The following is a 22,447-nucleotide window of genomic DNA, read 5'->3' as shown; positions in this document are numbered from 1 at the left end:
CGCTGACCAAGGCCGGCCGCGAAATTCGTGGCTGGATAGTCGACACGCCGCTGCCGGCCAAGCTGCAGAGCGCCATCGAGGCGGCCTATGCCGACATGACCGCCGGCGCCGGCGGCCAGTTCTCGGTGGCGGTGCGCTCGTCGGCGACCGCCGAGGATCTGCCGGAGGCGTCCTTTGCCGGCCAGCAGGAAACCTTCCTCAACGTCGTCGGTCTCGACGCCGTCACGCACAAGATCCGCGAAGTGTTCGCATCGCTCTTCAACGACCGCGCCATCTCCTACCGCGTGCACCAGGGCTACGATCATCACGCGGTGGCCTTGTCGGCCGGCATCCAGCGCATGGTGCGCAGTGACATCGGCGCCAGCGGCGTGATGTTCACGCTCGACACCGAGTCGGGCTTTCGCGACGTGGTGTTCATCACCTCGAGCTATGGTCTCGGTGAAATGGTGGTGCAGGGCGCGGTCAACCCCGACGAATTCTATGTCTACAAGCCGTCGCTGGCGGCCGGCAAGCGCGGCATCCTGCGGCGCAATCTCGGCAGCAAGCAGCTGCAGATGGTGTACGCGCCGCCCGGCAGCCACAAGGGCCACAGCGTGTTGACCGAGGAAGTGGCCGAAGCGCGGCGCAAGCGCTTTTCCATCAGCGACGACGAAGTCGAACAGTTGGCGCGGATCGCGATGTCCATCGAGGCCCATTACGGGCGGCCGATGGACATCGAATGGGCGCGCGACGGCAACGACGGCCAGCTCTACATCGTGCAGGCGCGTCCCGAGACCGTGCAGAGTCGCAACGGCCAGGTCATCGAACGCTTCGATCTGAAACAAGAGGGCGAGGTGCTGGCCGAAGGCCGCTCCATCGGCCAGAAGATCGGCGCCGGTCGCGCGCGTGTCATCGCCAGCGTCGAACAGATGGACAGCTTGCAGCCCGGCGACGTGCTCATCACCGACATGACCGATCCGGACTGGGAACCGGTCATGAAGCGCGCTGCCGCCATCGTCACCAACCGCGGCGGGCGCACCTGCCACGCCGCCATCGTTGCGCGCGAACTCGGTGTGCCGGCCATCGTCGGCTGCGGCGACGCCACCGAGACCGTCAGCGACGGTGAAATGGTGACGGTGTCCTGCGCCGGCGGCGACACCGGCTTCGTCTATCGCGGCGCGCTGGAATTCACGCGCGAAGAGATCTCGCTCAACGCGATGCCCGATCTCAAGGTCAAGATCATGATGAACGTCGGCAATCCCGACCGTGCGTTCGCCTTTGCCAGCCTGCCGCATCGCGGCGTAGGCCTGGCGCGGCTCGAGTTCATCATCAACCGCATGATCGGCATCCATCCGCGCGCGCTGCTCGAATTCGACACCCTGCCGGCCGATCTCAAGAACACCATCGCGCCGCTGATCGCGGCCTATCCGAGCCCGCGCGAATATTTCATCTCGCGCCTGATCGAAGGCATCGCCACCATCGGCGCCGCGTTCGCGCCGCAGCCGGTGATCGTGCGCCTGTCGGATTTCAAGTCGAACGAGTATGCCAACCTGATCGGCGGTCAGCGCTACGAACCGCACGAGGAAAACCCCATGCTGGGTTTCCGTGGCGCGTCGCGTTACGTGGCCGACTCCTTCAAGCCCTGCTTCGAAATGGAATGCGAAGCGCTGCGCTACGTGCGCGAGCAGATGGGCTTGACCAACGTCGAAGTGATGGTGCCCTTCGTGCGCACGGTCAGCGAAGCGGCGTCGGTGGTGGAACTGCTGGCGGCCAATGGTTTGAAGCGCGGCCTGCATGGGCTGCGCGTGATCATGATGTGTGAACTGCCGTCGAACGCGCTGCTTGCCGACGAGTTCCTGGTGCACTTCGACGGTTTCTCCATCGGCTCGAACGATCTGACCCAGTTGACCCTGGGCCTCGATCGCGACTCGGGCCTGGTGGCGGATCGTTTCGACGAGCGCAACGACGCGGTCAAGGCGCTCATGAAGCGCGCCATCGACGCCTGCCGCAAGGCCGACAAGTACATCGGCATCTGCGGCCAGGGCCCGTCGGACCACGAAGACCTCGCCGAGTGGCTGCTCGACCAGGGCATCGAGAGCATGTCGCTCAATCCCGATACGGTGGTGAGCACCTGGCTGGATCTGGCCAAGCGTTGAGGGGATTGGGTGGGTTGTCACCGACTTGAAGGTGCGAATTCCGCACATGAAAGGGGCGCCGTGCCTGTGAGTCAGAATTCGCACCTGACATTCGAAAAACGCGACGGGGTGCTCAGGCGCCCAGCAGCTTGAGCTGATCCTCCAGCACCGTGCGTTCCTGGGCGCTCAGGTTGTGATCGGCCAGGCGCGATTCGACCAGTGAGCGCGGGATCAGTCCCCGTATCATGAGCCGACGTTTTTCTTCCGGCAGGATGTTGTCGCGAAAGAAAATGTCGCCGACCGGGATCAGCCGGCTCTCGACGATCATCGACACCTCCCCGAGCAGCGCGCGGAAGCCGTTGTAGGGACGTGCCAGGCGCTCCTCGGCGAAATCGATCTGGGCCACGCCGTCGTTGTAGATGGCGCGCATCTCCTTCTTGTAGCGTTCAATGATCACCGAGTTGACGGTCGCCTCGATGCGATCCTCGATGGTCTGCAGGCGCTTGTTCAGCAGGTGCTGTATCACTTCCAGCAAGGGGCGTGAGCGTGGCACATGCAGGTAGATGGCAAGCAGGTCCTTGATGCCGAGCTGCTGGTAGATGTCGCTGGTGAAAGCGAGGTTGCGCTCGTGGGCGAGTGCGTCATAGCTCTCGAAGCCGAGTACGGCGAGTACGTCCGACAGGTCCTGGATGCGCGCATTGAAGCCCAGCGCGCAGATCAATTGCGGGTAGGTGAGGCCGAGACTCTTGGCCACCTGGCGCGTGCGCGCCACGCCGCCGCCGGGACGCTCCGGCTGGCCGGTCGCCGACTTGTACAGCGTTTTCAGCAAGGCTTCGCTGGGCGCGATAAGAAGTTCCTCGAACTGGCTCATCGAAGTGGCGGAAGCTCGTTGTGGGTGGACGGGTGCGGACCGGGCGATGGTAACTCAGTTCGATTCGGCGTGCGCATCGTCGAGATCGGTGGTGTGCTTATCGGCGTCGCGCAGCGCCTGCTGTAATGAGCCCATGCGACGCACCCAGGGACTGTTGGCGCGCAGCGACGCGGGCAGCGCGGCGCGCGCGCTTTCGGCGCTGGCGCGGTCGACGAAACTGCCGACGATGGCGCTGTAGGCCTGGCGCGCGCGCGGGTGTTCGTGCACACAGGCGGCGTCGCCGCTCGCGATTTCGCGCGCGAGCATGGCTTCGAGGACGGCAGCGCTGCCGCCGCTCGCAATCTGCACGGTGTAGGCGTTGGCGGGTTGGGCCATGACCCAGTCGTTGCCGCGCAGCTTCAAGGTCGACGAGGTTGCCGGGGGAGTGGCTGCGGCGGGCGCCTGGGGCAGGGCGGCGAGGGCGTCGGCCGCCGGTGCGAAGTGGGAGGCGGCTGCCGCATACCAGCGGCGCGCGGTGTCGAGAGCGCCGGCCTCGCGCGGCGCGCGTGCGTACAGCGTGGCGAGATTGTATTGCGCCGGTGCGTAGCCCTGGCTCGCCGCGCATTCCAGCCAGGCGCGCGCGGCCGCTTCATCGCGGGCGGCAAGTCGCGTGCCGAGCGCATAGCAGGCCAGCACATGGCGACCACGCGCGGCCGCTGCGAACTCGGCGTCGATGGCGGCATCGTCGGCCTTGGCCCACAGCAGCGTGAGGCCGAGATTGTAATGCGCGTCGAGGTGACCCCTGGCGGCGGCGCGCCGCCAATAGCGCTGCGCCGTGCCGACATCGCCGTCACGATAAGCCAGCACGCCGAGCTCGAAGATCGCCTGCGCGTCGCCGGAATCCGCTGTCGCCGCCTCGCCGGGTAGCAACTGCGCGAGCGGCTCGGCGCCTGGCGGCAGGCTCAAAACCAACAGTGCCATCAGCCATGGCAGGGAACGATGGGTCATGCCTGGGAGAGGGCTCGACGCGCGCTCGAGCTCAGCGCGATGCCATCATGGCTTTGGCCAGGGCATAGATCTCCGGCGCGTCGAGCACCTGGTCGTTGCTTTCGAACAGCTTCGCGATGCAGGCGCGATGCACCTCCAGCTTGAAGCCGCCGAAGCCGATGGCGCCGTAACACAGCTTGCCGTGCTTGGGCGTGGCGCGATCCATGAGGTCGATACCCTGGATGCCGAGCGGCGGCGTGGCGTTGGCGTCGATCAGGATCTCGAGCTCGGGCAGGTCTTTCCACATGTGCTCCGGCAGCAGTTGCACGCCGGCCGCGCCGGTCGCGAGCAGGATGTTGGCGCCGCGCAGCGCTTCGCGCAGGGATTCCGGTTCGCCGGCGGCGGCCGGTTGCAAAGCCACGCCGAAGCGGCGACGCATGGCCTCGCAGGCGGTGGCGGCGCGGTCGACACGTCGCGAGGTGAGCACGACATCGGCGCCTTCCTGGGCCAGCATCACCGCCGCGCGCTGACCGACAGGACCGGTGCCGGCCAATACCACCGCGCGTTTGCCGGCCAACTTCATGTGCTGGCCGATGTAGGCGACGGCTGCCGCGGCGGTGCTGTTGCTGCCGTTGGAGTCGAGCATCACCGAGACACGGAAGTCGCCGAAGAAATGGTTGCGGATGGACGCCAGCACCGCCTCGCCTTCACCCATGTTGCTGCCGGTGACAAACAACGCGGTGTTCTTCTTGTGTCGCGGCGGACGCGTGAAGACCGCGCCGTCGACCATGGTGCCGACCGTGCTCGGCTTGATGTTGCCGCGGCATGACACGTGGTCCGCGCCGCCGTCGTAGGCGACCACGGTGTCGAAAGTGTTGGGTATCGGATCGGTGTCGAGCTGAAACAGGATTTTTTTCATGGCGCGCTCCGCGTGGACCGATGGCTGGCGGCAACGTAGCGCGCGCGGCGGTGCGCGGCAAGCCGCTCGGGCCTGGTGTCAGCCATACGCCGACGCATGCCGCGTCGCGTCGAACCTCGGTCCGTCAGGCGTCTTCGATGCGCATGGAGAAGTCGATGGCGCGCACGTTCTTGGTCAAGGCGCCGACCGAGATGAAGTCCGCGCCGACCGTGCCGAGCGCCGCCAGCGCATCCAGTTCCACGCCGCCGGAAATTTCGATGAGGGCGCGACCGGCAACGTGCGCGGTGGCGGCGCGCATGGCATCGAGCGTGAAGTTGTCGAGCATGATCATTTCCACGCCGCTGGCCAAGGCTTCGTCGAGTTCCTGCATGTTCTCGACTTCAACCTCGATACGCAGCGCCGGGTGCGAGGCGCGCAAGGCGCGCACCGCCGCCGTGATCGAGCCCGCCGCGGCGATATGGTTCTCCTTGATGAGGATGGCATCGAACAGGCCCATGCGATGATTCACGCCGCCGCCGGCGCGCACCGCGTATTTCTGTGCGTTGCGCAGGCCGGGCAGGGTCTTGCGGGTATCGAGAATGCGGGTGCGGCTGGCGCCCAGCGCCGTGACATGGCGGCGCGTGACGGTGGCGGTGGCCGACAGTGTCTGCAGGAAATTGAGCGCACTGCGCTCGCCGGTGACAATGGCGCGCGCCGGTCCGCGCAGACGACACACCACGTCATCCGGCGCGAGCGTGGCGCCTTCGGTGAACAGCCAATCGACGGTCACTGCCGCATCGATATGGCGGAACACGCTGTCGAACCAGGGCGCGCCCGCCAGCACCGCCGCTTCGCGGCACACCACGCGCGCAGTGCACATGCGCGATGCGGGAATCAAGGTCGCGGTGACATCGCCGCTGCCCACGTCCTCGCGCAAGGCGAGACGCACGGTGTCGTCGATATCGTTGGGAAGCTCGAGTGCGGGCAGGGCGCTGGACATGATGTGGGCTGATCCAAATACGGGTTTGCTGGCCATCGGTGCGCGCCAACCTGGCGCGGCCACGGCGCCCGGTGGCGGTGAATATTGTGACGTCGGGTGCTAACCTTAAGGCCCATCCGCCGCGTAGAGTGGATGGCCATCGCCGGCGCGTCGACTGGCGGGTATCTTACAAGGATCCACCGTGAACACCGCAATTCGACTGCCCATCGTATGCGAAGCCGTGGCCGCTACGCGCGCCGTGCCCAGTCTGTGGGATGACGTCGCGCGCGGGCTGTTCACCACGCCGCGTCAATTGCCGGCCAAGTATTTCTACGACGAGCGCGGTTCGCAGCTGTTCGATCAGATCTGCAACCTGCCCGAATACTACCCGACGCGCACCGAGAGTGCCCTGCTGGCGGAAGTATCGGACGACATCATCGCGCGTGCGCGGCCGGCCACCATCATCGAACTGGGCAGCGGCATGTCGCGCAAGACCCATCACCTGCTGAAGGCCTGCGCGAAGCATGACTGCCATGCCAGTTACGCTCCGTTCGATGTGTGCGACGAGGTGCTGCTGCTTGCCGGCGCACGGCTGATGCACGAGTTTCCGTGGTTGAAGGTACACGCCCTGAGCGGTGACTACGGCGCCGGTCTCGATCACCTGCCGCGCCGCAGCGAGCGCAACCTGGTGGCCTTCCTCGGCGGCACCATCGGCAATTTCACCGCTGCCGAAAGCCATGCCTTCCTTACGGAACTGCGCGCGTTCATGGGGCCGGACGATCGGCTGCTGCTCGGCGCCGATCGCGTCAAGCGCCCTGACATGCTGCATGCGGCCTACAACGACTGCGCCGGCGTGACGGCCGAATTCAACCGCAACGTGCTGCGGGTCATCAATCGCGAGCTCGGCGCCGACTTCGATGTCGAACGCTACGCCCATTACGCATTGTTCAATCCGGTCGAGTCGCAGATCGAAATGCACCTGGTGGCGATGCGCGCGCAGCGCGTGAAGTTCGCCATCAACGACGCGCTGCTGGAACTCGTCGAAGGCGACTCCATCCGCACCGAGATCAGCCGCAAGTTCACCCGCGCGTCGCTGGAGGCAATGGTGCGCGATGCCGGCTTCGCCATCGAGCAGCACTACGAGTCGCGCGCGCCGGCGTTTTCGCTGGTCCTCGCCCGGCCGACGTGAGCAGCGCGGTGATGAGCGACGGCCTGCACCGCGGTTGGTTGCGCGACGCGCGCTGGGTGGCATCGCCGAACTGCGACGCGCGACCGGTTGGCATGGCGATCGATCTGGTGGTGGTGCATGCCATCAGCCTGCCGCCCGGCGAATTCGGTGGGCCGCATGTCGAACAGCTCTTCACCAACACTCTCGACGATCGCGCCCATGACTACTTCGCGGGCCTGGAAGGCCTGCGCGTATCGGCGCATTTCTTCATCACGCGCGACGGCGCGCTGACGCAGTTCGTCGATGTCTTCGCGCGCGCCTGGCATGCCGGCGTGTCGTGTTGGGAGGGGCGCAGCCGCTGTAACGATTTCTCGGTCGGCGTGGAACTCGAAGGCTGCGATGAACGGCCTTTCGAGGACGCGCAGTATGCGCGCCTCGAGGCCTTGATCGAGTCCCTCTACGAGCTGTTGCCCGCGCTCAATCGCGAGCGACTGGTCGGACACAGCGACGTCGCACCGGCGCGCAAGACCGATCCCGGTCCATATTTCGATTGGGCGCGATTGCGCGGCGGACTGTCGCGATGAACTTCCTCGTGGCCCTCGCGGCCATCATCATCGAATTCACGCTCGCCGGCGTGGTGAGCCTGCGCTCGCCGCATTGGAGTGGCGCGTGGGCGGCGCGACTTGCCGCGCTATGCGCCGATCTGCGCTGGTACCGCGGCTGGCTGGGTGCGCTGCTGCTGATTGGATTACCGGTCATGGCCGTACAGCTGGTGGGCGACTGGCTGATGGGCGTTTCGCACCTGCTATTCATTCTGGCCAGCCTTGGCCTGCTGGTGTGGATGCTCGGGCCGACCGATCTCAATCGCGAACTCGAAGAGTATCGACGGTCGCTGCTGTTGGACGCCGAGGAGCGCGCCGCCACGACGCCGGCCTTCACCACCACCACCGCGGGCATCGATTTCGGGCCGGCCACGGGTGACGCGGAGTTCGATGCGTGCCGTGCGGAGCTCGCGGCCGTGGCGCTGGCGGCGGAGCGTGCGTGGTTTGCGCCGCTGTTCTGGTTTTTCGTCGGCGGGCCCGCCGGCGTGGTGGCCTATCGGCTGGCGGCCAGTCTCGAGCGTGCGCCGCAGGTCGACTCCAGCATGGCAGCGCCCCTCGCCTTCTTGCACGAAGCCCTGGCCTTCGTGCCGGCGCGCATCACGGCCTTGAGTCTCGGCATCGCCGGTACGCTGGTGCCGGTGCTGGAAGCGGCGCCGGCGGCCGGCATGTTCCGCTGGGGCGCGAGCGCCGCGCTGGTGGCGCGATCGGCGCTGGCGGCGACCGACGATGGTCGCGTGCGCGAAGGCAGCGGCGACGATGCGCATCTTGCGCGCCTGCACCAGATGCGCGCGCTGGTGCGCCGTGCGCTCAACGTGTGGATGGTGCTGCTGGCCGTGATCGCGGTGAGTTGAAGAGCGGCGCCGCCGCGCCGTCGCTCAGCGCCGGTCAAGATAGTCGCTGACGCGCAGCGCGCGCTGACCGTCCTCGTCGCAGACCAGAACCGCGTCCTGTTCATACCAGTCGCCGAGCACGATGCGGCGCCGCCCATCCGCGTATTCGTGAAATGCCGGCCGGTGGGTGTGACCGTGGATCAGGAGTTCCAGCCCGTACTGCGCCATCACCGCCGCGACCGTCGACTCTTCTACGTCCATGATGGCGTCGTCCTTGCGGCGCATGGAGGCCACGGTGCCGCTGCGCGTGCGATGGGCGATGCGTTGACGCCAGGCCAGCGGCGTCGACAGGAAGGCGCGACGCGTCAGAGGGTGACGCACCACGCGACGGAAGAGTTGATACTTGACGTCGCGCGTGCACAGCAGGTCGCCGTGAGTGAGCAGGGTGGGCGTGCCGTACAGGTCGATCACGGCGTAGTCGCGGAGCAGCCTGGCGCCGGTGGCGGCAATGAAACGTGGGCCGTATAGAAAGTCGCGGTTACCGTGGCCGACGTGAAGTTCGACGCCAGCCGCGCCCAGGCTGGCCAGCGCGGCGACGACTTCTCGATTGGGCGCGGTGTCGTCATCGTCCCCGAGCCACACCTCGAACAGGTCGCCCAGGATGTACAGCGCCCGCGCGCGCTGCCGTGCGACACGGTCGATGAACTCGAGAAACAGCGCGAGTTGCGCCGGTCGCGCGCTGGCGAGATGCAGATCGGAAACGAACAGCGTCGTCATCGCCAGGCGCGATGCCGAATGTCAGGCGCTGACGACCTCGGCGCTCAGGATCTCGACCGTTTCCGCCGGCACGTCGCCATGCGGGCCGTGCGAGCCGGTCTTGACGCCCTTGATGGCATTGACGGTGTCCATGCCGTCGGTCACGCGCCCGAACACGCAATAGCCCCAGCCGCTCGGCGTCGGGCTCGAGTGGTTGAGGAAGTCATTGTCCTTGACGTTGATGAAGAACTGCGAAGACGCCGAATGAGGATCGGAGGTGCGCGCCATGGCGATGGTGCCGTTGTCGTTGCGCAGGCCGTTATTGGCTTCGTTCTTGATCGGCGCGAGTGTCGACTTCTGTTTCATGTCACGGTCGAAGCCACCGCCCTGGATCATGAAACCGTTGATGACGCGGTGGAAGATCGTGCCTGCGTAATGACCGCTTTCGACATAGGCGAGGAAGTTGCGGGTGGTTTCCGGTGCCGCGACGGCATCGAGTTCGAGCGTGATGTCGCCCATGTTGGTGGTGAGTTTGACAACTGGCATGCGGGTCTCCGGCGCTGGGCGCGGTCATGGGTGGCTGTGGGTGTGCCGTGCCGCGTGGGCAATGGCGTCGCGCGCGCTAGCGTGCAGGGCGCCATGGTGCCGGGAGCATGGCGAGCACGCAAGCACGCGCCGGCGCGCCGCAGGAATGATCAGTGGCGTGCATCGCAGCCCTTTGCGGGCGACGAATTGGCGCCCCGCGCATTGACCCGGTGGGGAGGCGTGCGTATCATCCCCGCTCCCGTCGGGCAGGCATGGCTTTACGACGCCGGGGCATAGCGCAGTCTGGTAGCGCACCTGCTTTGGGAGCAGGGGGTCGGGGGTTCAAATCCCTCTGCCCCGACCATGTCGACCTGGGGCAGCGGATGCGCCCACGGGTGTGCAAGGTCGGACTGGATGATTGTGCTCAGGGCTTCCCATGCGCCTGTAGCTCATTCGGATAGAGCATCGGCCTTCTAAGCCGAGGGTAGCAGGTTCGAATCCTGCCAGGCGCGCCATAACATATGAGTGGCAAGCCGAAAGGGCGAAGCGATCTGCACGGGCAGGTCGACACCGGTAAAGGTGTGTGCGGCGTCTTTTCTGCTTAGTGCTTCAATGGTGGACGTAGCTCAGTTGGTAGAGCACAGGATTGTGGCTTCTGTGGTCGTGGGTTCGATCCCCATCGTCCACCCCATTTAAGCGTTTTTCTCGGGCCGTTAGCTCAATTGGTAGAGCAGCTGACTCTTAATTAGTAGGTTGTAGGTTCGATTCCTACACGGCCCACCATTTTTTCTTACCCCCGCAGAGCGGCTGCTCAGCCTTTCGCCACGCCGCCGGTTTTCACGGTAGTGGTCGACATTGAATTCCCCACACGAACACGAATGACGGCGCCGCGCGCTGCCTGATTCGACGCCCGCGTGTCGGCACCGTCCCCGACGCCGAGTCTCACGACGCGATAGTCTTCAGGCCTCACCGGGCGCTGGTCGTGCGTCGCCATTCAAGCAGCCCCGGCGACCGGCACACTGTCCAGCAGGCGTGCGCAGCCCGCACTGGCATCGGCGCCCAGCTTGAGCAGGCGGGCATATTGGCGCGTGAGCTGCGCCGCTTCGTCCAGGTGGATGTGGAGCTGCTCGACGCTGATGCTGACGACCTGGGCCGCGCGCTCGAGCAAGTCGGTCAGCGCGGCGATGAAATCATCGGGCGTTTCCTGGGTAGCCAGCAGGCGGCTGATAGCGTTGGCGAAGGCCGCGCACAGCTGCAGGCGCTCGCTGTCGCTCGTGGCCGGCGCCAGCTTGCCTCGCGACAGGGGACGCATGCCGGCAATGATCGCGTCCGACAATTTCCAGCGCGTACCGATGCCCGCGCCGAGTTCATGGTAGGCGACGCCCAGCACCGCTCGCGATTCGGTCAATTCGTCACTATGCAGACGCTCCGCGCGCTGCACGATGGCGCTGAACTCCTCGGGGAAGTAATGGACGGTGAGCGTCCGCCCGAGTTGATTGAACAGTCCGCAGGTGAAGGCATCCGCGCGATTGGCGACCTTGAACTCGCCCGCCAGACCACGCGCGAGCACCGCGCCGTGAAATGATTGCAGCAGGGCTTCGCGCAATTCGGGTGAGCCGAGTTCGAATTCGTTTTCGAGCAGGGCACTGGTCACGCACATGCGCACCTGTTCCACGCCGAGCATCGAAACGGCGCGGGCCAGCGCCGTGATTTCGGTTTTGCCGTAGAACGCCGAATTGGCCATGGTCAGCACCCGCTGGGTGAGGGTGATGTCCTTGGCGATGATGTTGACCAGCCGGCTGGCCGGCGCGGTGGAGTCGTCGGCGGTGATCTCCAGCAGTTCATTGATGTGCTGTGAGAGCGCCGAAAAACCACGCTTGACGCTCATGCGACGCATGAGGAAATCGACCGTGCCGTGCTCGGCGTGCTCCGTATTGTCGTGGCCGGTGCGCGGCAGGCGGTATTGATCCAGCGCGTTCTTCATGGCGCGCGCATGGCGGAAACGCATTACCGGGTCGCGCGCCGAAGCTTCCTTCAGCACCTCGAGAATCTTGGCGTCGACGACCATGCCCAAGGCGTCACCGTCGATGGCCGGCTCGCTGAGGATGGCTTCGATGATGGAGCCAGGCGACGGCTGATCGAAACGGCGTCTGCCGGTCAGCATTTCAAAGAAGATGCTGGCCAGCGTGTAGACGTCGGAGTGCGAGCCGCCAGGCAGATGGGCAAACGGTTCGGGCGCCATGTAGCGCAGCGTGCCGGTAACTTCGTCGTGAGGCTGGGCCTGGCGCAGCACCGACAAGCCGAAATCGGTGACCTTGGGAACGTTGTCGCGGGTCAGCAGGATGTTGCCCGGACTCAGGTCACGGTGCACGACGTCGTTTTCGTGCAGGTAGGCAACTCCGGCCAGGATCTGGCTCATCATCACCACTGCCTCGCCGACGGGCAGCGCGCCGCCGCGGTCGATCCTGGCGCGCAGCGACTCACCGTCGATGTACTCGAACACCAGGTAGCTCATGCGGTGATAGGTGCCGATGTCGTGCAGGGTGACGATGTTCGGATGCTGCAGGCGGCTGACGATGCGCGCCTCACCCGCCAGCACGCCTTCGTTGTCGGTGGCGCTGGGTTTCAACAGCTTGATGGCGACCAGTCGGTCGAGATCGTTGTCGCGCGCAAGCAGCACCACGCCTTCGCCACCTTTGCCGAGCACGCGCTCGATCGCGTAGCGTCCAATGCTTTCCGGTAGCACTTGTTTGCGAGCTGTCGGCACAGGGTCTTCCGCCGCTGACTGGTCTGGCCAGCAGCGGCCGGGGCGGGGTAATCCTTTAGGCCGCGGTGAGCGCCGGGATCAATGTAAGCGCGGTTTGGAGGAGACCGCGACCGCTGACGCGGCGTCTTCGAGGCGCAGGTTGTGCGGTGCCACGCTGGCATGGTGCAGCACCATGCGCCAGCCAGCGGCCGAGCGGCGGTAGACGTTGGTGGCGAGCACCGGCGGGGCGACGAAGGTGGTGCCGGGCACGCGAATGTTTTCTTTTAGGAGGTGGATGCGCTGCTGCTCGTCGCCCATTATCACGCGTCCACGCAGGCTGAAGGAGCGCGGCAGGCTGTCGGTGAATATCAGGCCCCAGCTGTGGCGGATCTCGGCGAGCCCTGTCAGGCGCGGTCCGCCCGGATGGATGCACACCGCGTCGCCGTCATCAGCCCACACGCGCATCATGTCGTCGAGCCGGGCGGCGCTGAAGGCGGCGTAGAAGGCCTCTTCGGCATCTTCGGAGCGCTCGAACACGGGCGCGGCGCCGACCCGGAACTCAGCGTTTCTGCACGCCGGCCGCCGCCGGCAGCGGGTATCCGGCCTGGGTCAAGGCGTTGTCGAGCGCCGAACGGTTGTAACCCGACAGCACCGTGGCGCCCACGATCACCGAGGGAACCGTCAGGCTGCCGGCCTTGGCCTTCAGTTCGTCCTGGTTGGCGCTGTTGTCTTCGACGTTCTTTTCAGTGACCGGTATGCCGCGCGTGCTCAGGGCGTTCCTGACCAGGTCGCAAGCATCGCAGTTCGGTACGGTATAGAGGAAAACGGGGTTGGTGGCGGCCACCTCGGCGGCGGTCTTGGCCTTGTTGGGCGTCACGCCGGTCAGCTTCTTGTCGCCGGTCTTGGTGGTGCCCGGGGGGCATTTGTCACGAAAGGAACTGGTGCCGTCGGCGTCGACGCATTCCACCACTGTGACCGCCGCGAGGGCCGGCAAGGCTACCAGTGAGAGTAGCAGGGCGCACCCGGACATGAAGTTTTTCATCTTGCGTATCTCCCTCTAAGTAATGAAATTTCGTCCGCGGCCGGAGGCCGGCGAAGTATAGCAGCCGGGTTCGTCCGGTGGTCCTTTCCAGGGCTATCAAGTCGCCATGCCTGCTCCTATAATACCGACGCACAGCGATCGCCGCCGCTTCCGGCTGGGTCTGCGTGGCCCGCTTCCCCGTAGCAGAATGGCGGCAATGGCCGCAATGGACTTCCCAGTCGTGACCGTCGCCGCGACCGATGTACCAGGAAGGGCGAAAGTGGCGGAATCGGTAGACGCGCTGGTTTTAGGTGCCAGTGGGGCAACCCGTGAGAGTTCGAGTCTCTCCTTTCGCACCAATTTTGCAACGCAGTGTTTAACGCCGTCGGTGCGCATGGGCGCGCTCGCGGTATCGGCATGCTTATCGGCAGTTTGCTTCAAATGCACACATCTGTAGAAAAATCGACCACGCTCGAGCGCCGTTTGACCGTCGAGATCCCCGAAGACCGCATCGCCACCGAGGTGCAGACGCGGCTCGACAAGCTCTCGAAGAACGCTCGTATCCCCGGCTTCCGGCAGGGTAAAGCCCCGGCCAAGGTCGTCCGCCAGCAATTTGGTTCACGCGTGCGCGACGAAGTGGTGGGCGAAATCCTCCAGAGCAGCTTCGGCGAAGCGATGAACAAGGAAGACCTGCGGCCCGCCGGCCAGCCGGTCATCGACAAGGTCGAGAGCGCTGTCGGCAACGGCCTGCGCTATACCGCTGTCTTCGAAGTGTTTCCTCAGTTTGAGCTCGCGCCGCTCGAAAACCTCGCGGTGGTCCGCCGCACCTGCGAAATCGGTGACGCCGACGTCGACGCCATGATCGAGAGGCTGCGCGAACAGAACAAGGAATGGCTGGCGGTGGAGCGCGCCTCGGCCGACGGCGACCAGCTGTCCATCGACTTCCTTGGCACCATCGACGGCGTGCCCTTCGAAGGCGGCAAGGGCGAGAACTTCACCATCAACCTCGGCAGCGGCATGATGATTGAAGGCTTCGAAGCCGGCCTGACCGGCAAGACCGCCGGTGAAAAGGTGGTGCTCGATCTGCGCTTCCCCGACGAGTACCGCAACACCGAGCTGGCAGGCAAGCCGGTGCGTTTCGAAATAACGGTCAACAAGGTGTCCGAAGCCCTGCTGCCTGAGCTGACCGATGAATTCATGCAGAAGTTTGGTGTCAAGGAAGGTGGAGTGGAAGCGTTCCGCGCCGAGGTCCGTCAGAACATGGAGAAGGAGCGCGAGCGCGCCCTGCGCCAACAGTTCACGTCCGAGGTGATGGACAAGCTCGCCATCGCGAACGATTTCGAATTGCCGAGCGCCCTAGTGCAGTCCGAGGCGCAACGCCTGCGCCAGCAGGTCGCGCGCGAGATGGCGATGCGTGGCCTGAATCCCAGCAACGCCATTGCGGAATTTGAGAACTCGGTCCAGGCCCAGGCGCATAAGCGGGTCAAGCTTGGACTGGTGATGGCCGAAATCGTCAAGCAGGCGCAGCTGAAGGCCGATCCGGCCAAGGTCCACCAGACCATTGAAGGCATGGCCGCGAGTTACGAAGATCCGGCCGCGGTGGTCAAGTGGTATTACGAGAATCCGCAGCAGTTGCAGCAGATCGAAGGCATGTGTCTGGAGGACGAAGCCGTCAACTGGATCGCCGGCCGCGCGCAGCTGAGCGAGCAGGCAGTCTCGTTTGACGCTTTGATGAATCCGGTGCAGACTGACAACACGACCGAGGCAAGTACCTGATGTCGATAGAACATTCCGATTTTCGCATGCAGGCCAGCAGCCCGCGGGCGCTCAATCTCGTGCCCATGGTGGTCGAGCAATCGGCTCGCGGCGAGCGTGCGTACGACATCTACTCACGCCTGCTGAAAGAGCGCGTGATCTTCCTGGTGGGACCGGTCGAGGATTACGTCGCCAACGTCATCGTGGCGCAGTTGTTGTTCCTCGAATCGGAGAACCCCGACAAGGACATCCATCTCTATATCAATTCGCCGGGTGGCTCGGTGTCCGCGGGTCTCGCCATCTACGACACCATGCAGTTCATCAAGCCCGACGTCAGCACCATGTGCATCGGCCAGGCAGCCAGCATGGGCGCGCTGCTGCTCGCCGGCGGCGCCGCCAACAAGCGCTACTGCCTGCCGCATTCGCGCGTCATGATTCACCAACCGCTTGGCGGCTTTCAGGGCCAGGCCTCGGATTTCGATATCCACGCTCGCGAGATACTCAAGGCGCGCGACCGATTGAACGATATCCTTGCTTTCCACACCGGCCAGCCGCTGGAAAAGATTGCCGCGGATACGGATCGCGACCGTTTCATGAGCGCTGACGAAGCGGCAACTTATGGCATCATTGATGCCGTGCTGGCCAAACGGGAATCCGTGGCCGGCGACAAAGCGGACGCCAAGGGTCCATCTTCGAGGTAGTACCTGAATGAGCGATGGCAAGAACTCCAAGGGCGACGGCGACCGGCTGCTGTACTGCTCGTTCTGCGGCAAGAGCCAACACGAAGTTCGCAAACTGATCGCCGGCCCGTCGGTGTTCATCTGCGATGAATGCGTTGAACTGTGCAACGACATCATCCGCGAAGAGATCCAGGAAAAGAGCCCGGGCGGTCATGGCAGCAAGCTGCCGATCCCGCGTGAAATCAAGAATATTCTCGACGAGTACGTGATTGGTCAGCAGCACGCCAAGAAGATCCTGGCGGTTGCGGTGTACAACCACTACAAGCGCCTCGAAACGCGCGTCAAGCAGAACGACGTTGAACTGGCCAAGAGCAACGTGTTGCTGGTCGGCCCGACCGGCAGCGGCAAGACGCTGCTGGCGGAGACGCTGGCGCGTCTTCTCAACGTGCCGTTCACCATCGCCGACGCGACCACGCTGACCGAAGCCGGCTACGTGGGCGAGGACGTCGAAAACATCATCCAGAAGCTGCTGCAAAAGTGCGACTACGACGTCGAGAAGGCGCAGACGGGCATTGTCTACATCGACGAAATCGACAAGATTTCCCGCAAGTCGGACAACCCCTCGATTACGCGCGACGTGTCGGGCGAGGGTGTGCAGCAGGCGTTGCTCAAGCTCATTGAAGGCACCGTGGCTTCCGTGCCGCCGCAGGGTGGACGCAAGCATCCGCAGCAGGAATTCCTGCAGGTCGATACGTCGAACATCCTGTTCATTTGCGGCGGCGCGTTCGCCGGTCTCGACAAGATCATCCGCGACCGTTCCGAGAAGGGCGGTATCGGCTTCTCGGCCGAGGTCAAGAGCAAGGACGACAAGAAGACCGCCGGTGAACTGCTGCACCAGGTCGAACCCGAGGACTTGATTCGCTACGGCCTCATTCCTGAGTTCGTGGGTCGTTTGCCGGTGCTCGCGGTGCTGGACGAACTCGACGAAGAGCAGTTGATCCAGATCCTCACCGAGCCCAAGAACGCGTTGACCAAGCAGTACGGCAAACTCTTCGAAATGGAGTCTTGCGTGCTGGAGTTCCGCGAGGATGCACTACGGGCCGTGGCCCAGCGTGCCGTCGAGCGCAAAACCGGCGCACGTGGCTTGCGCTCGATCCTTGAACAATCGCTGCTCGACACCATGTATGAGCTTCCGTCGCTCAAGAACGCCACCAAGGTGGTGGTGGACGAGGGCGCGATCAAAGGCGAGTCCAAACCGCTTGTCATTTACGAAAGCGCAGAAATTTCCAAGGCGGCTCCAGATTAATCCTGGCGCCTCCGCCCTTGCCACCCGGGCGCACTCGCGCGCTCGTCGGGTGTTCTGCGACGCTTACCTGACCCATCCGCACGGGGCGTCATCGCTCCCGGCTCCCTTATTTTCAGTGCCTGGCCGCGGCGACCCTGCCGTGGCTGTTATGCGCAGGAGCTTTCCCTCATGACCGATTCCAACAATGTGCTGGCGGTTCTGCCGCTGCGCGATGTCGTCGTCTATCCGCACATGGTCATTCCCTTGTTCGTCGGCCGCGAAAAGTCGATTCGGGCTCTGGAACGCGCCATGGAAGACGGCAAGCAGATCCTGCTGGTCGCGCAGAAGAGCGCCGGCGATGACAACCCCCAGCCGGCCGACATTCACGCGGTAGGCACCGTCTCGAACATCCTGCAGCTGCTGAAGCTTCCCGACGGCACCATCAAGGTGCTGGTCGAGGGCGTGCAGCGCGCGCGCATCGTCGACTTCATTGAAACAGACGATCTGTACGCCGCCAACTGCGAGATGATCGAAGCGGAAGAAGTCAGTGGCCGCGAAGCAGAGGTGCTCAGCCGCTCGCTCATGACCCAGTTCGAGCAGTACGTAAAGCTCAACAAGAAGGTGCCGCCAGAGATCATTTCCTCCTTGTCGAGCATTGACGATCCGTCGCGCCTTGCCGACACCATCGCCGCGCACATGGCGATCAAGATCCAAGACAAGCAGGAAGTGCTGGAAATCATTCCGCTGCGCCAGCGCCTCGAGCACCTGATCCATCTGATGGAATCGGAGATCGATCTCCTGCAGGTTGAAAAGCGCCTGCGGGGTCGCGTCAAGAAGCAGATGGAGAAGAGCCAGCGCGAGTACTACCTGAATGAGCAGATGAAGGCCATTCAGAACGAGCTCGGTCAGAGCGAAGACGGCGTCAACGAGTTCGAAGAACTCGCCAAGAAGATCGCGCGCGCAGGCATGGCCAAGGAAGCCCGCGAAAAGGCCGAGGCCGAATTGAAGAAGCTGCGCATGATGTCGCCGATGTCCGCTGAAGCGACGGTGGTGCGCAACTACATCGACTGGATAGTGTCGGTGCCGTGGAAGAAGCGCTCCAAGACCAGCCGTGATTTAAATCGCGCCGAGGAAGTCCTCGAGTCGGATCACTACGGCCTGGAGAAGGTGAAGGAACGCATACTCGAGTATCTCGCCGTCCAGCAGCGCGTGAACAAGATGAAGGGCCCGATACTGTGCCTGGTCGGGCCACCCGGCGTCGGCAAGACTTCGCTGGGTCGCTCCATTGCCCGTGCCACCAATCGCAAGTTCGTACGCATGTCACTGGGCGGTGTACGCGACGAGGCCGAGATCCGTGGCCATCGTCGCACCTATGTCGGTTCGCTGCCCGGCAAGATCCTGCAGAACATGGCCAAGGTCGGCACGCGTAATCCGCTGTTCCTGCTCGACGAGGTCGACAAGATGGCGATGGACTTCCGTGGTGACCCGGCGTCCGCCTTGCTCGAGGTGCTCGATCCGGAGCAAAACAATTCCTTCAACGATCATTATCTCGAGGTCGACTACGATCTGTCCGAGGTGATGTTCGTGACCACCGCCAACAGTTTGAACATTCCCGCGCCCTTGCTCGATCGCATGGAAGTGATCCGGATCTCGGGTTACACGGAGGACGAAAAGGTCAGCATCGCGCAGAAATACCTGCTGCCCAAGCAGATCGAAAACGCCGGCCTCAAGCCTGCTGAAATCAAGGTCTCGGAGGCGGCGATTCGCGACGTCATCCGTTTCTATACGCGGGAAGCCGGCGTGCGCAACCTCGAGCGCGAGATGGCGACCATCTGCCGCAAAGTCGTGAAGGGCATACTGCAAAAGCCTTCCACCAAGTCCGTCGCCGTGACGCCCAAGATTCTCGACAAGTTTCTCGGCGTGAAGAAATTCCGCTACGGTCTCGCCGAGGGCGAGGATCGCGTGGGCCAGGTCACCGGTCTTGCGTGGACTGAAACCGGCGGCGACCTGTTGACCATCGAAGCGGTGACAGTGCCGGGTAAAGGCAAGGAGATCTACACGGGCCGGCTCGGCGATGTCATGCAGGAATCGATCAAGGCTGCCATGACCGTGGTGCGCAGTCGCGCTCGTTCGCTCGGTATCGAGCCCGATTTCTACGCAACCAACGACGTGCACTTCCATGTGCCAGAAGGCGCGACCCCCAAGGACGGCCCGAGCGCGGGTGTCGGCATGTGCACCGCGATGGTGTCAGCCTTGACCGCGATACCGGTCAAGGCCAGCGTTGCGATGACCGGTGAGATCACGCTGCGTGGTGAGGTGTTGCCCATCGGAGGTCTGAAGGAAAAGCTTCTGGCCGCTCTGCGTGGTGGTATCAAGCAAGTGATCATTCCGAAGGAGAATGAGCGTGAGCTCGCCGAGATCCCGGCCAACATCGCGCAGGAACTCGAGATCAAACCGGTGCGTTGGATAGACGAGGTGTTCCAGATCGCGCTGCAGCGCATGCCTGAGCCCTTGAGCGTCACGGACGCGCCCGCAACGGCCACGCCCGCCAAGGAAAAGTCTTCGAGCGAAGAGGACAGCGACGCGCTCAGAAGACACTGAGGCGCTCGTCACAGGCCGGTTCCACTCGGAACCGGCTTGCTTGACGCTCGTGATGGGCGCTTGATATAACGGCCGCGCATTCGCACGGGCACGCTCACGCAACCCACAATAATCTTCAGCGCGCAGCCGATCTGCCGCAGCTGACATTTTCACCGCGCTGGGACCAAGGGGAACGAACTCCATGAACAAAGCAGAACTTATCGACGCCGTCGCGCTAGCCGCAGACATCACCAAGGCTTCTGCAACCCGCGCCGTCGATGCGGTCTTCGACAACATCTGCGCGGCACTCAAGAAAGACGAGCAAGTCAGCCTGGTGGGCTTTGGTACCTTCGTCGTTCGCAGTCGTGCGGCGCGCTCGGGTCGCAACCCGCAGACCGGTGCGACGATTGAGATCAAGGCATCGAAAGTTCCTGGTTTCAAACCTGGCAAAGCGTTGAAGGATGCAGTAAACTAGCGCCCTTCCCAGAGCACGACTGCCTGGGTGCTTAGCTCAGCTGGGAGAGCGTCGCCCTTACAAGGCGAAGGTCGTGGGTTCGATCCCCTCAGCACCCACCAGAGTTAGCCATCGGAGTGGTAGTTCAGTTGGTTAGAATACCGGCCTGTCACGCCGGGGGTCGCGGGTTCGAGTCCCGTCCACTCCGCCAAATTCGATGGAATAGTAAACGGGCGCACCAGATGGTGCGCCCGTTGTTTTTGTAGACCCGTCCCCAGTCGTTCCCGAGCAGAGGGTCCCTGCATGCTGCAAACGATACGTGATCGAACCCAAGGGGTAATCGTCGCTGTCATCGTCGGTTTGATCTCGCTGACCTTCATCCTGTGGGGCGTTGAAAGCTATATCAATGCCGCCAAACGCGTGATCGTCGCCAAGGTGGATGGCAACGAGATCCCAATAGAAGAATTCCAGAATGCCTTGCAGCGTTTCCGGCGTCAGGCCGAGTCGATGCTGGGCGACGCCTTCAATGCCGCGGACTGGGACAAGCCCGAGGTCAAGACCAAGGCGCTCGACGAACTCATCAACGACCGCGTGCTGTCGCGCCTGGTTGACGACGCACGCGTGCGGGTGACCAACCAGCAACTGGCCCGGCAGCTCCTGGAGATTCCGGCGTTCCAGGACGAGAAGGGCGGCTTCTCCCGTGCGCTCTACGAACAGCGCGTCACGGCCATGGGCTTTTCCCAGCTTGGCTTCGAACAGCAGTTGCGCAGCGACATGGCGAAGTCGCAGCTGCGTAACGGCGTGGCGGCGTCCGAGTTCGTCACGCGCGAGGAAGCGCTGCGTATTGCCGCCTTGCGCAAGCAGAAGCGTGACATCGGCTATGCGGTGATCCCGGCGGCCGAAGTCGAAAAGCAGGTGACGGTGACCGATGCCGAGGTCAACGCCTACTTCGAAGCGCACAAGGAACAGTACCGCACGCTAGAGAAGGCCAGCGTCGAGTTTCTGGAGATTTCCGCGGCAGCCTTGGCGAGCAAGGTTGAAATCAACGACGAGAAACTCCACCAGTACTACGACGCCAACCAGGCGGCCTACACCCTGGCGGAGGAACGCAGTGCGAATCACATCCTCGTGCAGCTTGCGGCGAACGCGAATGCGGCAGACGAGGGCGCGGCGGAGAGCAAGGTCAAAGACATCTTGAAACGCGCACAGGGTGGCGAGGATTTTGAAAAGCTCGCCAAGGAACTGTCTGACGATGTCGGCTCCAAGGCCGAGGGCGGCTCAACCGGATTCTTCGCGCGTGGCGCAATGGCGCCGGAATTCGAAGAGGCGGCATTCAAGCTCAAGGTGGGCGAAATCAGTGCGCCGGTGCGCACCAAGTTCGGTTGGCACATCATCAAGTTGAAAGACATCAAGGCCGGCGGTCTGCAGCCTTTCGACAAGGTCAAGGCCGAGGTCGAAATGGCCTATCGCAACAGCGAGGCGCAGAAAGCGTTTTTCGAGCAGGCTGAGCAGTTCTCCAACCTCGTTTACGAGCATTCCGACAGCCTCGGCGTCGCGGCCGAAACCCTCGGCATCGCAACCCAGAAGACCGAGGTCATGAGCAAGGAAGAATTCGCCAAGAAATTCTCGGACAAGGCGGCCAATGCCATCTTCACCGCCGAAGTACTCAACGAGGGCATGAACAGCGAGCCAATAGAACTGCCAGACAGCCGCGTGATCGCGGTGCGCGTGCTCGAGCACGTGCCGTCGGCCATTCCGGAGCTGGCAGCGGTCAAGACCGAGGTCGAGGATGCTGTGCGCAATCAGCACCGTCGCGAATTGACCGAGGCGCTCGGCAAGGAATTGATCGAGAAGCTACGCAAGGGCGAGACCGTCACGGAACTGGTGAAAGGTCGTGGCTTCGGTTGGGAGCAGGAGGAGGGTGTCACCCGCGAGTCGGGCGACGTCAATCGTGCCGTACTGCGGGCAGCCTTCAGTGCCGAGGTCGCGGGTAACGAACCCCAATATGTAGGCATTCCCATCGGCACCACCGATTACGCGATCATTCGCGTCGCCAATGTGGTGGTGCCGGAAGAGAGTGAAATCGCGCGGGGCGATGTCGTGGCGATTCAGGGCGAAATCGTGAAAGGGCGTATGGGCGCGGCCTGGACCTCGTTCGTCGCTGCCGTACGCGGGGCCAGCGACGTGAAGGTCATCGCGAAAAATCTCTGAGTTTTG

At 63.7% G+C, this 22,447-nt stretch carries 19 protein-coding genes and 7 tRNA genes; 17 read left to right on the top strand and 9 right to left on the bottom strand.

Features of this window, described 5'->3' with window-relative positions; all coding sequences use genetic code 11:
• A partial coding sequence (gene ppsA, locus IPM80_15125; GenBank protein ID MBK8959711.1) for a phosphoenolpyruvate synthase occupies nucleotides 1–2,135 on the top strand: 2,135 nt, incomplete at its 5' end.
• 112 nt (nucleotides 2,136–2,247) lie between these two features.
• On the opposite strand, the gene IPM80_15120 is transcribed toward ppsA, so the two are convergent.
• The 4 genes from IPM80_15120 to nadC all read right to left on the bottom strand — a co-directional run bounded on the left by IPM80_15120 (nucleotide 2,248) and on the right by nadC (nucleotide 5,849).
• The gene (locus IPM80_15120) at nucleotides 2,248–2,985 is read right to left on the bottom strand and encodes a hypothetical protein (protein MBK8959710.1); all 738 of its coding nucleotides are present in this window, start codon (nucleotides 2,983–2,985) and stop codon (nucleotides 2,248–2,250) included.
• A 54-nt stretch (nucleotides 2,986–3,039) separates the two neighbouring features.
• Nucleotides 3,040–3,972, bottom strand: a complete 933-nt coding sequence (locus tag IPM80_15115) for an SPOR domain-containing protein (protein MBK8959709.1) — start codon at nucleotides 3,970–3,972, stop codon at nucleotides 3,040–3,042.
• A 31-nt stretch (nucleotides 3,973–4,003) separates the two neighbouring features.
• Nucleotides 4,004–4,870, bottom strand: coding sequence for a methylenetetrahydrofolate dehydrogenase (locus IPM80_15110; GenBank protein MBK8959708.1), 867 nt, complete (start codon nucleotides 4,868–4,870; stop codon nucleotides 4,004–4,006).
• Between the two features lie 124 nt (nucleotides 4,871–4,994).
• Entirely contained in the window at nucleotides 4,995–5,849 is an 855-nt protein-coding gene (gene nadC, locus IPM80_15105; protein ID MBK8959707.1) for a carboxylating nicotinate-nucleotide diphosphorylase, read from the bottom strand.
• Nucleotides 5,850–6,030: 181 nt separating this feature from the next.
• Here nadC and egtD point away from each other — a divergent pair, with 181 nt between their 5' ends.
• From egtD to IPM80_15090, 3 genes are read left to right on the top strand one after another with little or no spacing between them, the layout of a single operon-like run.
• A complete protein-coding gene (gene egtD / locus IPM80_15100) occupies nucleotides 6,031–7,017 on the top strand; it encodes an L-histidine N(alpha)-methyltransferase (GenBank protein ID MBK8959706.1) in 987 nt (328 codons plus the stop codon).
• An 11-nt stretch (nucleotides 7,018–7,028) separates the two neighbouring features.
• The gene (gene ampD / locus IPM80_15095) at nucleotides 7,029–7,580 is read left to right on the top strand and encodes a 1,6-anhydro-N-acetylmuramyl-L-alanine amidase AmpD (GenBank protein MBK8959705.1); all 552 of its coding nucleotides are present in this window, start codon (nucleotides 7,029–7,031) and stop codon (nucleotides 7,578–7,580) included.
• Nucleotides 7,577–8,449, top strand: a complete 873-nt coding sequence (locus IPM80_15090) for a hypothetical protein (GenBank protein ID MBK8959704.1) — start codon at nucleotides 7,577–7,579, stop codon at nucleotides 8,447–8,449. The genes ampD and IPM80_15090 overlap by 4 nt, the downstream gene beginning before the upstream one ends.
• A gap of 24 nt (nucleotides 8,450–8,473) precedes the next feature.
• Here IPM80_15090 and IPM80_15085 read toward each other — a convergent pair whose 3' ends face one another.
• Both IPM80_15085 and IPM80_15080 read right to left on the bottom strand, forming a co-directional pair.
• Nucleotides 8,474–9,205 (bottom strand): UDP-2,3-diacylglucosamine diphosphatase, encoded by a 732-nt coding sequence (locus IPM80_15085; GenBank protein ID MBK8959703.1) that lies wholly within the window; start codon nucleotides 9,203–9,205, stop codon nucleotides 8,474–8,476.
• Nucleotides 9,206–9,226: 21 nt separating this feature from the next.
• On the bottom strand, nucleotides 9,227–9,730 hold the full coding sequence (locus IPM80_15080; GenBank protein ID MBK8959702.1) for a peptidyl-prolyl cis-trans isomerase: 504 nt from the start codon (nucleotides 9,728–9,730) through the stop codon (nucleotides 9,227–9,229).
• Between the two features lie 266 nt (nucleotides 9,731–9,996).
• Between IPM80_15080 and IPM80_15075 the strand changes: the two genes are divergently transcribed.
• The 4 genes from IPM80_15075 (at nucleotide 9,997) to IPM80_15060 (ending at nucleotide 10,492) form a co-directional block, all read left to right on the top strand.
• Nucleotides 9,997–10,073 (top strand) — tRNA-Pro (locus IPM80_15075).
• 74 nt (nucleotides 10,074–10,147) lie between these two features.
• Nucleotides 10,148–10,224: transfer RNA gene (locus IPM80_15070), tRNA-Arg, on the top strand.
• 100 nt (nucleotides 10,225–10,324) lie between these two features.
• Nucleotides 10,325–10,400: transfer RNA gene (locus tag IPM80_15065), tRNA-His, on the top strand.
• 16 nt (nucleotides 10,401–10,416) lie between these two features.
• A tRNA-Lys gene (locus IPM80_15060) sits at nucleotides 10,417–10,492 on the top strand.
• A 211-nt stretch (nucleotides 10,493–10,703) separates the two neighbouring features.
• Here IPM80_15060 and IPM80_15055 read toward each other — a convergent pair.
• From IPM80_15055 to IPM80_15045, 3 genes are all read right to left on the bottom strand, one after another.
• Complete coding sequence (locus IPM80_15055; GenBank protein MBK8959701.1) at nucleotides 10,704–12,416, bottom strand: HDOD domain-containing protein; 1,713 nt, start codon at nucleotides 12,414–12,416, stop codon at nucleotides 10,704–10,706.
• A gap of 138 nt (nucleotides 12,417–12,554) precedes the next feature.
• The gene (locus IPM80_15050) at nucleotides 12,555–12,992 is read right to left on the bottom strand and encodes a nuclear transport factor 2 family protein (protein ID MBK8959700.1); all 438 of its coding nucleotides are present in this window, start codon (nucleotides 12,990–12,992) and stop codon (nucleotides 12,555–12,557) included.
• 22 nt (nucleotides 12,993–13,014) lie between these two features.
• Nucleotides 13,015–13,485, bottom strand: a complete 471-nt coding sequence (locus IPM80_15045) for a glutaredoxin family protein (protein ID MBK8959699.1) — start codon at nucleotides 13,483–13,485, stop codon at nucleotides 13,015–13,017.
• Between the two features lie 265 nt (nucleotides 13,486–13,750).
• On the opposite strand from IPM80_15045, the gene IPM80_15040 reads away from it, so the two are divergent.
• The 9 genes from IPM80_15040 to IPM80_15000 all read left to right on the top strand — a co-directional run bounded on the left by IPM80_15040 (nucleotide 13,751) and on the right by IPM80_15000 (nucleotide 22,441).
• Nucleotides 13,751–13,835: transfer RNA gene (locus IPM80_15040), tRNA-Leu, on the top strand.
• Nucleotides 13,836–13,893: 58 nt separating this feature from the next.
• A complete protein-coding gene (locus IPM80_15035) occupies nucleotides 13,894–15,252 on the top strand; it encodes a trigger factor (GenBank protein MBK8959698.1) in 1,359 nt (452 codons plus the stop codon).
• On the top strand, nucleotides 15,252–15,932 hold the full coding sequence (clpP, locus tag IPM80_15030; GenBank protein ID MBK8959697.1) for an ATP-dependent Clp endopeptidase proteolytic subunit ClpP: 681 nt from the start codon (nucleotides 15,252–15,254) through the stop codon (nucleotides 15,930–15,932). The genes IPM80_15035 and clpP overlap by 1 nt, the downstream gene beginning before the upstream one ends.
• 7 nt (nucleotides 15,933–15,939) lie before the next feature.
• Nucleotides 15,940–17,217 carry an ATP-dependent Clp protease ATP-binding subunit ClpX gene (clpX, locus tag IPM80_15025; protein ID MBK8959696.1) on the top strand — a complete coding sequence of 426 codons (1,278 nt, stop codon included), beginning with the start codon at nucleotides 15,940–15,942 and terminating at the stop codon, nucleotides 17,215–17,217.
• Nucleotides 17,218–17,385: 168 nt separating this feature from the next.
• Nucleotides 17,386–19,797, top strand: a complete 2,412-nt coding sequence (gene lon / locus IPM80_15020) for an endopeptidase La (protein ID MBK8959695.1) — start codon at nucleotides 17,386–17,388, stop codon at nucleotides 19,795–19,797.
• Between the two features lie 181 nt (nucleotides 19,798–19,978).
• Nucleotides 19,979–20,251: an HU family DNA-binding protein gene (locus IPM80_15015; protein ID MBK8959694.1), complete on the top strand. Its 273-nt coding sequence runs from the start codon at nucleotides 19,979–19,981 to the stop codon at nucleotides 20,249–20,251.
• 25 nt (nucleotides 20,252–20,276) lie between these two features.
• Nucleotides 20,277–20,352 (top strand) — tRNA-Val (locus IPM80_15010).
• 12 nt (nucleotides 20,353–20,364) lie between these two features.
• Nucleotides 20,365–20,441: transfer RNA gene (locus tag IPM80_15005), tRNA-Asp, on the top strand.
• A 92-nt stretch (nucleotides 20,442–20,533) separates the two neighbouring features.
• Nucleotides 20,534–22,441 (top strand): SurA N-terminal domain-containing protein, encoded by a 1,908-nt coding sequence (locus IPM80_15000; GenBank protein MBK8959693.1) that lies wholly within the window; start codon nucleotides 20,534–20,536, stop codon nucleotides 22,439–22,441.
• Nucleotides 22,442–22,447 lie beyond the last annotated feature (6 nt).

The organism is Pseudomonadota bacterium, assembly GCA_016719885.1.
Lineage (GTDB): Bacteria > Pseudomonadota > Gammaproteobacteria.
The sequence above is the reverse complement of the archived record's forward strand: the minus strand, read 5'-3'. Positions and strand labels throughout refer to the sequence as shown.

Excerpts from the sequence above, each read along its gene's own strand:
- lon (MBK8959695.1), top strand. The coding sequence starts at position 17,386 with ATGACCGATTCCAACAATGTGCTGGCGGTTCTGCCGCTGCGCGATGTC.
- IPM80_15115 (MBK8959709.1), bottom strand. The coding sequence starts at position 3,972 with ATGACCCATCGTTCCCTGCCATGGCTGATGGCACTGTTGGTTTTGAGC.
- IPM80_15015 (MBK8959694.1), top strand. The coding sequence starts at position 19,979 with ATGAACAAAGCAGAACTTATCGACGCCGTCGCGCTAGCCGCAGACATC.
- IPM80_15035 (MBK8959698.1), top strand. The coding sequence starts at position 13,894 with ATGCTTATCGGCAGTTTGCTTCAAATGCACACATCTGTAGAAAAATCG.
- clpX (MBK8959696.1), top strand. The coding sequence starts at position 15,940 with ATGAGCGATGGCAAGAACTCCAAGGGCGACGGCGACCGGCTGCTGTAC.
- IPM80_15090 (MBK8959704.1), top strand. The coding sequence starts at position 7,577 with ATGAACTTCCTCGTGGCCCTCGCGGCCATCATCATCGAATTCACGCTC.
- IPM80_15085 (MBK8959703.1), bottom strand. The coding sequence starts at position 9,205 with ATGACGACGCTGTTCGTTTCCGATCTGCATCTCGCCAGCGCGCGACCG.
- IPM80_15120 (MBK8959710.1), bottom strand. The coding sequence starts at position 2,985 with ATGAGCCAGTTCGAGGAACTTCTTATCGCGCCCAGCGAAGCCTTGCTG.
- IPM80_15080 (MBK8959702.1), bottom strand. The coding sequence starts at position 9,730 with ATGCCAGTTGTCAAACTCACCACCAACATGGGCGACATCACGCTCGAA.
- IPM80_15000 (MBK8959693.1), top strand. The coding sequence starts at position 20,534 with ATGCTGCAAACGATACGTGATCGAACCCAAGGGGTAATCGTCGCTGTC.
- IPM80_15110 (MBK8959708.1), bottom strand. The coding sequence starts at position 4,870 with ATGAAAAAAATCCTGTTTCAGCTCGACACCGATCCGATACCCAACACT.
- nadC (MBK8959707.1), bottom strand. The coding sequence starts at position 5,849 with ATGTCCAGCGCCCTGCCCGCACTCGAGCTTCCCAACGATATCGACGAC.
- clpP (MBK8959697.1), top strand. The coding sequence starts at position 15,252 with ATGTCGATAGAACATTCCGATTTTCGCATGCAGGCCAGCAGCCCGCGG.
- IPM80_15045 (MBK8959699.1), bottom strand. The coding sequence starts at position 13,485 with ATGTCCGGGTGCGCCCTGCTACTCTCACTGGTAGCCTTGCCGGCCCTC.
- ampD (MBK8959705.1), top strand. The coding sequence starts at position 7,029 with ATGAGCGACGGCCTGCACCGCGGTTGGTTGCGCGACGCGCGCTGGGTG.